This is a genomic window from Desulfopila sp. IMCC35006, from assembly GCF_005116645.1.
Taxonomy (GTDB): Bacteria; Desulfobacterota; Desulfobulbia; order Desulfobulbales; family Desulfocapsaceae; genus Desulforhopalus_A.
Genome location: NZ_SWCM01000012.1, coordinates 1 through 14,021 on the forward strand (window position 1 = coordinate 1; position 14,021 = coordinate 14,021).

The window sequence follows — 14,021 nt, forward strand, 5'->3', positions numbered from 1 at the left end:
GCCCCCTTAAAAGATTTTTCTTTTAAGGGGGCGACCGAAAATTTTTATCTCTTTGTCAAGAAAAAACGACCCAAGATGTTAATATTTATCAAAAATTTGCATGCAATTTTCTAACCGGATATTACTGAGCCATAATAGGTGTTGATCGCTTCTTTCTCCTTTTGCTCCGTTATGCGAATAAAATTATCGCCAAGAAAAAGAACGGCATTTTCATACTCTTTCCCTTCGTTTACCTGGAGTTTGACCTCTTTTCTGATTTTCCTCGAGAGGGTTCCATGAACGGGCATGGAGGCATATTCAAAAATCTTTTCCAATGTTTGTTTGTCCATCGTGTTGTCTCCTTGGTTATTGTCTTAAAGTTGTTGGCTCATCATAGAGATAGGGTTGGAGGGCTGCCCGGACATCTTCACCAATCGCCAGCATTTTAACGACATCCTCTTCGCTGGGGATATGGATGGTGAAGTTGTCGAGTGAGCAGATCTCCTGAAAGGTGTCCATGTACATGAGTTTTTCGGCCAGCTCCGGGATGTCGCCGAGATGGAGCTGCAGGGCCCTGAGAAGATCGGCCATGGTGTGGTTTTCCGCCAGGTCGCCGTTTTTCATTAAAAAGGCCATGATCAGTTTCTCGATGGCCATGCATGTCACGTTGTAAAGGGTGTCGGTTGAAAATCCTCTCTTCTTTTTCTCGTGTGCCGCAGTGGCGGTATGGAGAAACTGCTCACCGTCCCGGCGGTAGTCGCGCCAGTTGTCTATCTGGATAATATTCATGTATTGTTCCTTTCACGGTGAAATTTACGCAGGCAGATGAGTTGGGTCTGCTGCCAGCCCGCGTGCTGATAAAATCCGCGGGCCGGCGCATTGCTGCGGTCAGCGAGAAGCTGCATGCGTCGGGCTCCTTTTGTTGCCCCCCACTCTCCGAGTGTCTGCAACAGCCGGGCTCCGATGCCAAGGTTTTGCCGATCCGGCCTGACCACCACATCCTCAATCAACAGGGAGGGTCCTCCTTCGGCGGTGGAGATGACCAGCTGGGCCGTACCCATAGCCATGACTGTTTTGTCCTCTTTCGCCACCATGATGATTGCATCTGGCGAGCCAAGGAGGAGTTCCAGGCCTTTCCGCTGTTTTTCGGCATCAAAGGCAAAATCCTCTTCGATGCCGAAAAGTTGGCGCAAGAGCAGCAACATTTCGCTGATATCCTGGTGTTGAGCTGGTTGGATCATTGAAAATTGTCGACTCTTGTCCTATTTGATCAGATAATCTCCAGGCGGCACCCCATCTTCGAGTCCGTCCAGCACCGCATCGATCGCTTCCTCACTGTCGATGCCTTTAAACCACAGGTTGTCCGGTTGGATAACCATGATCGGCCCGGATTCGCACTGTTTGAGGCAACCGGTGGCGACAACCTGCATATCCAGGCCGCGATCGAGTATTTCCTCTTCGAGGTACTGCAGAAAACCATCCGTCTGTTTATGGCAAATCCCCTTGGGGTCGCCTTTTGATCGAAAACTTTGGCACAGAAGAACCTGCCTCTCCGGTAAAGCCATGTTGCACTCCTTTATTGTTGGTAATAAAATAAAATACTGACCCCGGTAACCGGGACATAATCTGATGCAAGGTATGGTAACTGCTTGCCTCTGGCTTCCAAACGGTGCATGGGCGCCAGCTTCGGCTATGGTCTGCTATTTTTTCTTCTTTTTTTTGCCACCACCGTAGAGCACATCGACAGTGCCTTCGATGTTTTCTTCGGTGATAAGGACTTTAATGCCCGCTTCACCAAGTATTCGACGCGGTGTCTCGCCAGCACTTGCCGCAAGCACCATAAAGCAGTCGGGGAGCACATTGGCAAGTTCGGTCCATCTGGCGCTGCCCTTGCCAGGTTCTGGTGCATTGCGCACTTCAAGCAGGCAGGCGAGACCGTCGTCTCTGGGGCCGTAAATAATGAACTTTCTTGCCTGACCCAGATGAAGATCAACTTCAATGCCGTTCGAGCTGGCCACCGCCACATTGGGTCGTTTTTTGGTGGGTTGAGAAAGCTCGGCGATTGTTGCTGCAGGTGAGCCGCAGCCACTGGTCATCGCTTGACTGAGGATCGGTTCAGTGACATTGAGGAATTGTCCCGCTTTTTGAACCGCGTTGGCAATAATCTCAGGAGATGGAATGTCCAGATCGACTTCCGCATTTGCCTCAGGAACATAAGGAACAAGAGAAATAGTGTCGGCGCCCAGCTCCATCATCTCGCTGCTGATTTTGGCAACGTGGTCGGTGTTGTAGCCAGGGAAGAGGGTCGTATGCACGCCGACCGTCAAATTGTGAAATTTTAAGGCGGGTACACCGTTCCGCTGCTCCTTGATGAGGAGCCTGGCTGCTTCAGAAATTTTGAGGGTTTTCTGGGCAGGCCGTATCCAGGCATAGAGCTTTTCCACTATTTCACTGCGAACCCCGTTTACTTCCATGGCCACATAATTGACTCCAGCCTTGGCCAAATCGCTTGCCAGCCGATCGCTCCCTATTCCAAGGGTGGTCAGGCCAATCCGGATATGTGGATAACGTTTACGGACTTCGGTGACAACATGAAGAGTGATGTCTGGCGTTGCGAGTGGGTCGCCCGGTCCTGAAATTGCCACAGTCGACACACTTTCTCCCCTTTCCTTCATGACGTGGTCTAGCCAGTCCAGTGCCTCAGGGACCATGAGGCACTGACTGTGGGTAGCGGTCGGTGGTGAGAAGCGGGTTCGCGCGACAATCTGTGGCGCAACCGGCAGATAAACGACTGCGTCGTTTGTGTTCGTTGGATTTGAACAGCAACACTCGTTAGGGTCTGCAATGGATAGTACGCTCATCTTTTCCACCTGGAAGCATTGGTAAAAGGCAGCAGCCGGCCAGGATTGGCCGCTGCTGCGAAAAGAACTCATCCCGCCCAACAGCGTTGCGGGACTCTGTTTCGTCCTCGCTTGACGGGGATAAGCTCCTTCACGAAATAAGTCTCCTGTAAAAAGCACAGGAGACTTATTTCTAAGTCGCTAAAGAACCAGCTCAAATTTCTCTTCAGGGTCGTCACGGTCTTTGCGATCCAGCAAGACCCCGAGGATTTTTTCAAGCAGCCGTAATCCACCTTTGTAGCCAACCGTCGGAAAGTGCTGATGTCCCTGGCGGTCAAGGATGGGGAAGCCCCAGCGAACAAATGGTAAATCTTCATCGCGGGCGATGTATTTGCAGTAGGTATTGCCGATAATCAGGTCCACCGGCTCATTTTTAATCCACTGGTGCAAAAGAAACATATCGCCTTTGGCCTTTACATTGACTTTATGGCCCATGTCTGCCGTGATTTCCTTGATCCGTGCCTCAAACTTCTTGCCCGGGGTTCCGGTGATGATATGGACAGGACACATGTCGATTGCGACCAGGAACTCGGTCATCGCTATGACCTGATCCGGGTCACCAACCAGGGCAACCTTTTTGCCATAGAGGTACTGATGCATGTCGGAAATCATATCCACCAGGGTTCCTCGCTCCGCGGCAATCTCGTCGGGTACCGAGGTGCCGGCAATGGTTCTCAGGGCATCGATAAAACGATCGGTGGCCTGGAGACCAAAAGGCATATCGAGTATCGCGCAGGGCACCTTGCACTGTGTATCGAGCAGTCTTGCTGCATCCGCCGAACACCACTCGCCGAGGGCGAGGGTACCGATACTGCTCCCGCTGTTTTTTATATCGTCGATGGATGCGCCGCCATCCGGAAACATCTTGTACTCACCGGTGAGAGGTCCATTGAGCACCCCTGAGGTATCGGGGAAGAGATTTGTTTTGGCTCCCACCAGGGTGGCAAGTCTCTTGATTTCCTCCATGTCGCATGGCTCAACCCAGCCCGGAATGATATTGATCTTGCCGTTCTTCTTCGTTGACGGTTCCGCCAGGGCAGCCATGGCCTTGACCATATTGGAAAAGCCAGTGACATGGGAGCCGACATAACTGGGGGTATTGGCACCGAGAACAGTCTTGCCCTCCGGGACTTTTTTCTCTTTTTTCGCTTTGTCGAAAATCTGCGGCAGGTCGTCCCCGATTGTCTCGGACAGGCAAGTGGTATGAACGGCGATAACATCCGGTTCGTAGACCGTGAAAATATTATCTATTGCCTGCAAAAGGTTGGCCTGCCCGCCAAAGACCGAGGCTCCCTCGGTAAAGGAACTGGTTGCCGCGGAAATCGGTTCTTTATAGTGCCTGGTCAGTGTGGACCTGTGATAGGCACAACAACCCTGGGAACCATGACTGTGGGGCAGACACCCTTTAATTCCCAGGGCGGCATACATGGCGCCGATTGGTTGGCATGTTTTGGCCGGGTTTATCATCAGAGCTTTTCGCTCTGTTATTTCTTTTGGTGTATGTCTCAGTAGCATTGTCTTACCTTCCTGAAAAATTTATTCCCAACAGTACGTTGCGGAAAGTTCCGGTTTCTCCTGCCAAGGTGCCTTCATGTAGCTCCAGATCCTGCTGTTGACCAGCCGGTCGATTTCACTGTAGAAGTTGACCGCTCCCTTGAAGCCGGCGTATGGTCCGCCTGAATCGTAGCTGTGCAGCTGTTTCATCGGTACACCCAGCTTTTGGATGGAATATTTCTCTTTAATTCCAGCGCAGAAGAGATCCGGTTTCATCAATTCTACCAATTTTTCGGCCTCGTATTGATTGAGGTCGTCGACGATGATGGTGTTGGGTGCCATGTCGGGGTTAAGTCCTTCGTATGCCTTGAATTCAAGCCCGTCTTTCTCAAGTGCTGCTATCTCTTCCGGAGTTTTTCTCGGTTTGTACAGTACCGGATCTGCCTCGACATGAATTTCCTCGATGTTTCTGCTGTCGGCATCCACTTTCAGGGAAGGAATAACATGTCGTCCCTCGTAGTCGTCCCGGTGGCCGAACTCGTAGCCGGCAGAGATCGTTTTCATGCCCATCTCATTGAACAGCTCCTGGTAGTGATGCGCCCGGGAGCCGCCCACAAAGATCATGGCGGTTTTTCCTTTCGTTCTGGGGAGGACTGCCTGCAATGCCACCTCAACGGCTGGCATTTCTTCAGCAATAACTGCTTCAACCCTGTCGATCAGTTCCTGGTCGTCAAAATATTGGGCGATTTTCCTGAGCGACTTCGCGGTTGCCTCCGCGCCGATAAAATTGACCTTGATCCACGGAATGCCGTATTTGGTTTCCAGCATGTCGGCTACGTAATTGATTGAGCGGTGGCACATGACCGCACTCAGGTCAGCCTGGTTCGCCGAAGCAAATTTATCGTAGGTCGAATTGCCTGAAAAGGTCGAGATGTTGGTGATCCCGCACTTATGGAATATCCGGTCGATCTCAAAGCCGTCGCCGCCGATATTGTATTCTCCCAGAAGGTTGATTTTGAACTTTTCCGTCTTCTCTGTCTCGCTTTTACCCACCACGTGGGTGAAAACCTGGTTGTTGGCGATATGGTGACCGGCTGACTGTGAGACTCCTTTGTACCCTTCACAGCTGAAGGCGAACACATTGCAGTCGCCGAACTTCTCTTTCATCTTTTTGGAGACAGCGTGGATATCATCGCCAATCAACCCTACCGGGCAGGTGGCAAAGACAGCGATAGCCTTTGGGTGGAACAGATCGTAGGCCTCCTGGATTGCCTTCTCCAGCTTTTTTTCCCCGCCGAAGATGATGTCGGAATCCTGCATGTCGGTGGACATGCAATAGGGGATGTAGTTCTCGTTGCCTTCGTTGATGCCATCTGTCTGGTTCCGCCTGGTGAGCCATGCATAAAAGCTGCAGCCAATCGGTCCATGCACCAGGTTGACGATATCGCTTGTCGGTCCCATGATAACACCCTTGCAGCCCGCGTAGGTGCAACCGCGCATGGTGATAATGCCAGGGATGGTTCTGACGTTGGCGACTATTTCCGGAGTCGTGTTCTCCAGTGCCTCGTTGATCATTATCTGCTTGGCGCGTTTCCGGGCAACTTTTGGAGGATATTTTTCCAGAAGCTTTTCCTTGATGTTGTGGGGTGTCCACTGCACCAGTTTTTGTGCTTTTCCCATGATGTATCTCCTTGGACCTATCCTATTGATTTCTTGCCTTTTTCGCCCGTTCGTACCCGAACGCTTTCCGCCACCGGCATGACGAATATTTTACCGTCGCCTGGTTTGCCGGTCTGATTGGTGGTGATTATAGCCTCGATCACATCATCTACCTGACTGTCGTCGACAACTATAGTGACCATCCTCTTGGGGTACAGATTGCCTTTTTCTCCGAGCAGCGCTGCCGCTTCTTCGTAACCTTGTTCGACGCCTTTGATGAGTTTCCGGTTGACAAAGCCAACGCCGCGTCCCTGTGCTTCATGGGCAAAAAATGCGTTTATTCCTGCGGCGGTGAGCGCTGCCTTGGTTTTATTCATCATGTTCATACGGACAACGGCGATGACCTCTTTCATGCCGTCACCTCCGCCGCGTCGGCGTCTTCTTTCACTCCGGAACTGATGGTGTATACATCCTGAACGTCGGCGACGAAAATTTTACCGTCCCCGAAGGCTCCTTTTATTCCGGACCGTGCAGCATCCATGATGGTATTAATTACGAAATCTTTGTCTTCGGCCTTTACCACGCTCATCAGCATGGTTTTCGGAATTTCGTCATAGGTTACATCGCCAATTTTTATGCCGCGCTGTTTTCCCCGGCCGCTGACTGAGTATTTGGTTACTGCCGGAAATCCTGCATCCATCAGGGCAGCGAGTACGTCATCTGCTTTTTCCGGTCGAACAATGGCTCTGATCATGATCATCATTTTTTATGTCTCCTTAGTGACTTGCACCCTTCAAAGAGGGACTGGAAATCGTTTCGCCTTTAAGCGGGGTTTGTCTTATCGTATTTCTTAAACTGATTCTAACAGGCCAAAGTCGAGCAACAACTGCTCCAGTTCTTCGATTTCAAGCGGTTTGGGGATAACAAACATTTTATTTTCGTCAATTGCCTTGGCCAGGCCGCGATATTCGTTTGCCTGTGGGGCCTCCGGATTCCATTCAATTACAGTTTTCCGGTTGATTTCTGCACGCTGTACGTCGTTGTCGCGAGGGACAAAATAGACCATCTGGGTTCCTATTTTTTTCGCAAGCTCCTGGATCATCTCTTTTTCGTTGTCGACATTTCTGGAGTTGCAGATGAGGCCGCCGAGTCGAACGCTGCCGGACTGGGCATATTTCATGATGCCTTTGCAGATATTGTTGGCGGCGTACATAGCCATCATTTCACCTGAGACAACGATATAGATTTCTTCAGCTTTGCCATCTCTGATCGGCATCGCGAACCCGCCACAGACAACATCACCGAGGACGTCATAGAAGGCATAGTCAAGTCCTTCGCTTTCCTCATAGGCACCAAGTGATTCAAGCATGTTGATCGACGTAATAATACCTCGGCCGGCGCAGCCGACACCTGGCTCCGGACCACCGGACTCAACTGCCCAGGTTCCGCCGTAGGCTGGTTTTCTGATATCGTCGAGTTCTACGTCTTCGCCTTCTTCCCGTAACGTGTCGAGTACCGATTTCTGTGCCAGTCCGCCAAGTAAAAGACGGGTGGAGTCGGCCTTCGGATCGCAGCCCACGACCATTACTTTTCGTCCCATCTCGGCAAGTCCTGCCACAGTGTTTTGCGTTGTAGTTGATTTCCCGATTCCGCCTTTGCCGTAAATTGCCACTTTTCTCATCACAATCTCCTTATGTTTTGTGGAATGTGTTCGTTGTTGAATGCTTACCAGCCGTCGTAGTTGTAACTCTTTGAGCAAAGGCTGTGCCATTTTCTGAAAATGAAATTTAAGCGAACAAAAACAAAATGTTATTGGTCGTTTTTTGCTCTCCTGTCAGGCGTTTATGCCATTGGCAGAGAATCTCTTTTTGGTAGGAAAGAGACAAAAAAGTAACAAATTGTCGAATTTTGAGTTCTTGGTTTTGTAAAGTGTATTAATTTACAAAAATGTAATATAGGGGGTTCTGTATCAACAAATGTGTTGTGCTCAAGAAGGGTCGACTTCCACAAAGCAGCGTGGTGGTGGCGGTTGTTTGAATATATAGTGAATAATATCGATATGATATGGTTATGGAATGTAGTTTGCTACAGATGCCTTGATACCCTGTGATCTCCATTGGGGGAGCAAAAGCTAAATGATGAAAGGATGAATGATGGGAACAGACAAGCAAGATTTACCAATTGAACAGACGCAAATTCAAGGCATAGAACTGCTGGCTCTGTACCGGATTACCGAGTTGATTGGCACGGCGGTTGATCTGGAGAGTACCTTGTCACGTATTCTTGGTGTTCTCAACGATACCATGAAAATGGAGCGATCGACGCTGCTGTTTTATGACAAAGTGAATCAGAAACTGATGATTAAAGCATCCTGCGGCTTATCGGAGGAGGAGAAAATGCGCGGCGTATACCGGCCGGACGAAGGCGTGTGCGGACAGATATTTCAAACCCGCTCCCCCTTTGTCGTGCCGGATATCAACAGCGAACCTCTTTTTCTCAACCGCACCGGGGCACGAACGAAGGTCCGGAAAAGCAAGATCTCCTTTCTCGGCGTTCCAGTCATGGTCAAGGGCAACCCCGAGGGGGTATTGACTGTCGACCGGTTGTTCGCCGATGATGTGTCTTTTGAGGAAGATATTCGGTTTCTCACCGTCCTGGCGACTCTCATTGCCCAGTTTGTCACCCTGCACCGGGAGATAGAAAAAAAAGAGGCCAAGCTGATCCAGGAGAATGCTTCACTCAAGGCCAAGCTGCACCATGTTCACCGGGGACACTTTATTATCGGTCATTCCAAGCCAATGCAGGAGGTGTTCAGCATGATCGATAAAATCTCCAGCAGTACGGTGACCGCCCTTCTGCTTGGAGAGTCGGGAACGGGGAAAGAGCTGGTTGCCAAGGCAATTCATGACGGCGGCCGCCGCAAGGATAATCCTTTTATCAAGGTGAACTGTGCCGCCCTGCCGGAGACCCTGCTGGAAAGTGAGCTGTTCGGCCATGAACGAGGTGCTTTTACCGGTGCGCATGCTTCAAGACCCGGACGGTTTGAACTTGCCGATCAGGGGACAATTTTTCTCGATGAGATAGGTGAAATGCCGCTGGCTTTGCAAGCCAAGATGCTTCGGGTATTGCAGGAAAAACAGTTTGAGAGAATAGGTGGCTCGAAGACCTTTACCGTCGATGTGCGAATTGTCGCGGCCACCAATGTCAGTCTGGAGCAGGCGGTCGCCAATGGGGAATTTCGCGCTGATCTCTATTACCGGCTGAACGTTGTTCCAATTGTCCTGCCGCCTTTAAGGGATCGCAAAGAAGATATTCCCTTGTTGTTCAGCCATTTTCTGAGCCAGAGCAACGAGCGCAACGGTCGGACGATCAAAATTTCCTCGGAGCTGCTCGATTTTCTCATCGGCTATCCCTGGCCGGGCAATGTCCGGGAGATGCAGAACCTGGTTGAGCGTATGGTTATTCTGGCCGAAGGGGATCGGCTTGGTCTGAGCGATTTGCCGCCGAGCCTGTTTCGGATGGAAAAATTGCAGCCGGAAAAAGTCGCGGAAGCGAGCGGTAAAGAGGAAAAGAGCCGGCCGCCATTTACCCGCAAGTCGCTCCAGGATATGGAGCGGATCGAGATTGAAGCGGCCCTCCGGCGCAATGGCTGGGTACAGGTGCGGGCAGCGCGGGAGTTGGGGCTGACTGAACGGCAGATCGGCTATCGAATTAAGAAATATGGCCTCAATCGTTACGAATCTTTCCGCTGATGTGTTTCCGCTGCAAACTCTCAACATTTCCCGAAACCATTCCTGACGGCTATCTTGATTCGCTGCAAATGTCACCGACAAAAATGGTTATGACGCTCTGCAGAAATCGGCAGAGGAGCACCAGCTCAGCCTCTGGCAATCGTTTAAAGAAGCGTTCTGGGTTCTTCATTACCAGTATGGCGGTGAAACAAGCCGCGCACTTTTCCGCGAAATCCCGCTGGGGGTGCTGGCAATAGTTATATTCTCCGGTTCAGTCTGCTTCGCCTCTCCGTGGTTAGGGGGCTTCTGCGGCATGGCAGTTTTTATGCCGTGGCGTTTTTTTATCTTCTCTTTTCTGAATTTTTCCTGCGATGCCCATTGGACAAGTGGATGTCCGGTGTATATAGGTGACTGATTGTTTTTTGGTGAAAGTGATCAGCAGGTATCTGTAGATGAAATGTATTGCTCCGGACTCCCTTGAGGATAATCTGGCATAGCACTCTAATCGCGCTATCGCAAGTCCTTACGCACTGACAGACAATAACCGATGTTTTCTCAAACAGTGAGCACAACGTATTTTCAAATTAAAGGAGTTAAGGTATGACCAAGCCAAAACACGGGGACCAGGTCTCCGTCCACTATACAGGTACACTTGCTGACGGCAGCATTTTTGATTCATCAGTCGGAGAAGAGCCTCTGGTCTTCACGATAGGCGAGGGTGAAATTATCGATGGTTTCGAGGAGGGCATCCTGGGCATGTCTGTCGGTGAAAAGAAGACCGTGATAATCGAACCGGAGAAGGCCTATGGATATCCGGATGAAGCTATGTTTATCGAAATCCCCCTGGCGGAAATGCCGGACGATATGGACTTTGAAGTTGGGGATGAACTTGAACTGGCCGATGACGATGATGAACCAATGCTTGTTGTCGTCAGTCAATTGAAGGAAGATTCTGTTGTACTTGACGGCAATCCACCGCTGGCCGGTGAGACGCTGACTTTCGAAATTGAGCTGCTGTCCATCAGCTGACCTGAAAATCCGCAGAATTATAAAAGGGGTAGACCTGTGGTTCAACCCCTTTTCCTTTACAGCAGGCAATCCCCCCAAAGGTCAGCGTTGCGTCTGCTTTCTGTGATCAATGTATGGCTCAATAATTGTTCCATCGCAGTAAATGATGGGCACGTAAGATTGCCGGCCCCTCTACGTTATTACAATCAAATCAGATCCAGTCCCTGCCCCTGGCTGCTGGCTGGCTAAGAAGAGACATGCCCCGCAGAACAAGGGGGCCATTCAGCTCTTGGCCTTTAGCTGCAATTCAGTTACCATACCTTTCTGTCCAGACCGTTACCCAGAGGATTTCCTGGGGCTTGGTACCATGCAATGAACTGAGGGCGCCGGCAGAGTTATCGGAGGAATATTTCAGCGTATTGCCTGATGACTAACGACTATCATCTTCTCGTTCAGAAGCCAAAAGCGGACCTGATCCCTTCACCCAAAAAATACGGGAGCCCCCCCATGAATAGCTCTCCGAGAGAAACAGAGTATAAAAATTCAGTACAGAATAAATTTAATATCTATAACAGCCTGTTTCTGAGCCTGCCGTTTCAGAAAATCACCAATGTCGGCATACTTATTCCCCTCCTGAATCATGAGTGCAGGAAAGGGCTTGAATCGGGAAAAGAGCCACTGGAAATATTGGATTCTTTCTTCGGGTTGCACACAAATCTGGAAACGGAAGAAGAAAAAATCGATTTCATGTTTCGGGTAATCCAGTTTGTTGAACGACAGGTGGTCCTGTTTGACAGCGCTGAAGACGCCGCATTTGCGCAATTGCTTAAAGATGGCCAGCAGATGTCCTTCACCAATTGTCTCGAAATTGCAGAAATAAAAAAGATCACCCCCTTTCTCATCAAGAAAATGTCAGAGTTCGGTGTTCGCATCGTCTTTACTGCACATCCAACCCAGTTTTATCCGCGTTCGATTCTGGACATCATTGCCAAATTGCGGGTTCTTGTTCGTGAAAATAAAATAAATGAAATTGATCTTACCCTGCAACAGCTGGGCTTGACATCACTCATGAATGCAAGCAAACCGACTCCGCTTGAGGAGGCAAAAAACATTATTTATTTTCTACGCTCTGTCTATTATGACGCCGTCGGAGATTTATATGCCCACATCAAAGAAAATTTCCCGGCCGATGATTTTGACAATCCTGAGATTATCCAGCTTGGATTCTGGCCTGGCGGAGACCGGGACGGCAATCCCTTTGTCACGTCAAAAATTACTGCCCAGGTGGCGGACGAACTTCGCATGACCTTGATGAAATGCTATTATCAGGAAGTCAAGCGCCTGGAACAGAAACTGACCTTCAGAGAGGTAGAAGATCATATTGCCACGTTGAAGGCACAGCTCTATGTCACCATGTTTGATCCTTTGAAAACGCTATCGGTCGGAGAGATACTCAGCCTGCTGAATCAGATTAAAAAATTATTACGTGAGAAGTTCAATGGCCTGTACATGGAAGACCTGGAGAGCTTTATTGATAAAATAAAAATTTTCAAAACACATTTTGCAACGCTTGACATCCGGCAGAATCATCTTGAACATGAAAAGACAATTACGCAAATTCTTAAACACGAAAAGCGAATCAATAACAGCCTGGAGGAGCTGGCAAAAGAGGATTTGGTTGCAATTCTTGTGCATGAAAAATTTGACGTTCAGCCGGATCATTTCCAGGACGAGATAGTCAGGGATACGATTATATCCATCGAGCAGATAAAATCCATACAGGGCAAAAATGGCGAGGTCGGATGCAACCGCTATATTATCAGCAATTCCGAAGATATTTTCTCTGTCCTGTATGTTTTTGCGCTGCTGAGGTGGTGCGGCTGGAAAGACGAAAAAATACCTGTTGATATCGTTCCCTTATTTGAATCCATGGACGGTATGAAGCACGCAGAATCGATCATGCAGACGCTGTTTGCTCTTCCGGAATACAGGTCCCATGTTCGATATCGCCGGGATGTACAAACCATCATGCTGGGATTCTCTGACGGAACGAAGGATGGCGGGTATCTGCAGGCCAACTGGTCGATCTTCAGAACAAAAGAGGTGTTGTCCGCCGTTTGCGAGCAAAATGATATCAAGGCTGTATTTTTTGACGGCCGGGGTGGGCCTCCTGCCCGTGGTGGCGGCAAGGCGCACCGGTTTTATGCCTCCCAAAGCCGAAGGATTGCCAACCATGCCATTCAATTGACCATTCAGGGCCAGACGATTACCAGTCAGTACGGTACCCGCGCCCATTTCATCCATAATTGCGAACAGTTACTGACTGCCGGGCTGTCCCACGGATTATCCGGAGAAGAGGTTGATATCTACGAGAAATCACGGCAGATCTTAGAAAGATTGGCACGCGTAAGCTATGAAAAATATGTGGAACTCAAAAATCACAAACAGTTTCTGCCATATCTGGAGAACAAAAGTACCTTAAAATATTATGGCATGGCAAATATCGGCAGCAGGCCAGCCAAAAGGGGGAATACGGAGAAACTTACCCTGAAAGACCTGCGAGCCATTTCATTTGTCGGCTCATGGAGCCAGCTGAGGCAGAATGTGCCCGGGTATTTCGGTATTGGAACCGCCTTGAAGGTACTGGCTGATGAAACCGGTATCGACATGTTGCAGGAATTATACCGGGAGGTGCCCTTCTTCAAGGCCTTGATTCTGAACAGCATGATGTCCATGTCAAAATGCTATTTTGAATTAACCGCATATATCCAGAGGGATGAAGAATACAAAGACTTCTGGAATATCCTGTTTGCAGAATTTAAACTGGCAAAACAGATGGTCCTTCTTGTTTCCAGGAACCGATTCCTGATGGAAGAAGAACCGATATCAAGTCTTTCCATCAAACTCAGGGAAAATATTGTTCTGCCATTACTGACAATTCAGCAATATGCATTTCAGAAAATTGAACAAAAATCAGCCCACATCCAGTCCTATGAAAAAATAATTCACCGTTCCTTGTACGGCAATATTAATGCAAGCAGGAATTCTGCATGAGACAGGAGCCGATAAGGCTCAGGCCGGTTTTGGGCTTTACTGGCCAACGAATCGAGCCCCAAAAGGAGAGTGGATGTCTCAGGAGCCAGGGGGGGAAACATAAGCCGCCGGATAACCGAGTATTCTGCTATTGTCTTCGCCAAATACTCCCCCGCGACAATGCTCTTGTCATTAGTTAGTATTTCATGGTAAGCAA

The 14,021-nt window shown here is 49.4% G+C and carries 13 protein-coding genes; 3 read left to right on the top strand and 10 right to left on the bottom strand.

The genetic code is table 11. The features are described 5' to 3' along the window. Positions 1-110: 110 nt before the first annotated feature. From FCL47_RS18000 to nifH, 10 genes are all read right to left on the bottom strand, one after another. Complete coding sequence (locus FCL47_RS18000; protein WP_136814999.1) at positions 111-329, bottom strand: hypothetical protein; 219 nt, start codon at positions 327-329, stop codon at positions 111-113. A gap of 16 nt (positions 330-345) precedes the next feature. Further along, positions 346-768 carry a HEPN domain-containing protein gene (locus tag FCL47_RS18005; RefSeq protein WP_136815000.1) on the bottom strand — a complete coding sequence of 141 codons (423 nt, stop codon included), beginning with the start codon at positions 766-768 and terminating at the stop codon, positions 346-348. Further along, positions 765-1,220, bottom strand: a complete 456-nt coding sequence (locus FCL47_RS18010; RefSeq protein WP_136815002.1) for a GNAT family N-acetyltransferase — start codon at positions 1,218-1,220, stop codon at positions 765-767. The genes FCL47_RS18005 and FCL47_RS18010 overlap by 4 nt, the downstream gene beginning before the upstream one ends. Positions 1,221-1,241: 21 nt before the next feature. After that, positions 1,242-1,544 carry a ferredoxin gene (locus FCL47_RS18015; RefSeq protein WP_136815004.1) on the bottom strand — a complete coding sequence of 101 codons (303 nt, stop codon included), beginning with the start codon at positions 1,542-1,544 and terminating at the stop codon, positions 1,242-1,244. A 135-nt stretch (positions 1,545-1,679) separates the two neighbouring features. Continuing rightward, on the bottom strand, positions 1,680-2,840 hold the full coding sequence (locus tag FCL47_RS18020; protein ID WP_167496552.1) for a NifB/NifX family molybdenum-iron cluster-binding protein: 1,161 nt from the start codon (positions 2,838-2,840) through the stop codon (positions 1,680-1,682). Positions 2,841-3,020: 180 nt separating this feature from the next. Then, positions 3,021-4,394: a nitrogenase molybdenum-iron protein subunit beta gene (gene nifK / locus FCL47_RS18025; protein ID WP_136815008.1), complete on the bottom strand. Its 1,374-nt coding sequence runs from the start codon at positions 4,392-4,394 to the stop codon at positions 3,021-3,023. Positions 4,395-4,415: 21 nt separating this feature from the next. Next, positions 4,416-6,053: a nitrogenase molybdenum-iron protein alpha chain gene (gene nifD, locus FCL47_RS18030; RefSeq protein WP_136815010.1), complete on the bottom strand. Its 1,638-nt coding sequence runs from the start codon at positions 6,051-6,053 to the stop codon at positions 4,416-4,418. A gap of 17 nt (positions 6,054-6,070) precedes the next feature. Beyond that, positions 6,071-6,445: a P-II family nitrogen regulator gene (locus tag FCL47_RS18035; RefSeq protein WP_136815012.1), complete on the bottom strand. Its 375-nt coding sequence runs from the start codon at positions 6,443-6,445 to the stop codon at positions 6,071-6,073. Then, positions 6,442-6,795, bottom strand: a complete 354-nt coding sequence (locus tag FCL47_RS18040; protein WP_136815014.1) for a P-II family nitrogen regulator — start codon at positions 6,793-6,795, stop codon at positions 6,442-6,444. Before FCL47_RS18040 ends, FCL47_RS18035 begins: the two co-directional genes overlap by 4 nt. Positions 6,796-6,882: 87 nt before the next feature. Beyond that, the gene (nifH, locus tag FCL47_RS18045) at positions 6,883-7,713 is read right to left on the bottom strand and encodes a nitrogenase iron protein (protein ID WP_136815016.1); all 831 of its coding nucleotides are present in this window, start codon (positions 7,711-7,713) and stop codon (positions 6,883-6,885) included. A gap of 469 nt (positions 7,714-8,182) precedes the next feature. On the opposite strand from nifH, the gene nifA reads away from it, so the two are divergent. The 3 genes from nifA to FCL47_RS18060 all read left to right on the top strand — a co-directional run bounded on the left by nifA (position 8,183) and on the right by FCL47_RS18060 (position 13,825). Next, positions 8,183-9,784 carry a nif-specific transcriptional activator NifA gene (nifA, locus tag FCL47_RS18050; RefSeq protein WP_205747365.1) on the top strand — a complete coding sequence of 534 codons (1,602 nt, stop codon included), beginning with the start codon at positions 8,183-8,185 and terminating at the stop codon, positions 9,782-9,784. Positions 9,785-10,363: 579 nt separating this feature from the next. Next, positions 10,364-10,792, top strand: coding sequence for a peptidylprolyl isomerase (locus FCL47_RS18055; RefSeq protein ID WP_136815018.1), 429 nt, complete (start codon positions 10,364-10,366; stop codon positions 10,790-10,792). A 486-nt stretch (positions 10,793-11,278) separates the two neighbouring features. Next, positions 11,279-13,825, top strand: a complete 2,547-nt coding sequence (locus FCL47_RS18060) for a phosphoenolpyruvate carboxylase (protein ID WP_136815019.1) — start codon at positions 11,279-11,281, stop codon at positions 13,823-13,825. The last annotated feature ends 196 nt before the right edge of the window (positions 13,826-14,021 follow it).

Coding starts and splice junctions, on each gene's coding strand:
- FCL47_RS18000 (WP_136814999.1), bottom strand. CDS start 329: ATGGACAAACAAACATTGGAAAAGATTTTTGAATATGCCTCCATGCCC.
- FCL47_RS18005 (WP_136815000.1), bottom strand. CDS start 768: ATGAATATTATCCAGATAGACAACTGGCGCGACTACCGCCGGGACGGT.
- FCL47_RS18010 (WP_136815002.1), bottom strand. CDS start 1,220: ATGATCCAACCAGCTCAACACCAGGATATCAGCGAAATGTTGCTGCTC.
- FCL47_RS18015 (WP_136815004.1), bottom strand. CDS start 1,544: ATGGCTTTACCGGAGAGGCAGGTTCTTCTGTGCCAAAGTTTTCGATCA.
- FCL47_RS18020 (WP_167496552.1), bottom strand. CDS start 2,840: ATGAGCGTACTATCCATTGCAGACCCTAACGAGTGTTGCTGTTCAAAT.
- nifK (WP_136815008.1), bottom strand. CDS start 4,394: ATGCTACTGAGACATACACCAAAAGAAATAACAGAGCGAAAAGCTCTG.
- nifD (WP_136815010.1), bottom strand. CDS start 6,053: ATGGGAAAAGCACAAAAACTGGTGCAGTGGACACCCCACAACATCAAG.
- FCL47_RS18035 (WP_136815012.1), bottom strand. CDS start 6,445: ATGAAAGAGGTCATCGCCGTTGTCCGTATGAACATGATGAATAAAACC.
- FCL47_RS18040 (WP_136815014.1), bottom strand. CDS start 6,795: ATGATGATCATGATCAGAGCCATTGTTCGACCGGAAAAAGCAGATGAC.
- nifH (WP_136815016.1), bottom strand. CDS start 7,713: ATGAGAAAAGTGGCAATTTACGGCAAAGGCGGAATCGGGAAATCAACT.
- nifA (WP_205747365.1), top strand. CDS start 8,183: ATGATGGGAACAGACAAGCAAGATTTACCAATTGAACAGACGCAAATT.
- FCL47_RS18055 (WP_136815018.1), top strand. CDS start 10,364: ATGACCAAGCCAAAACACGGGGACCAGGTCTCCGTCCACTATACAGGT.
- FCL47_RS18060 (WP_136815019.1), top strand. CDS start 11,279: ATGAATAGCTCTCCGAGAGAAACAGAGTATAAAAATTCAGTACAGAAT.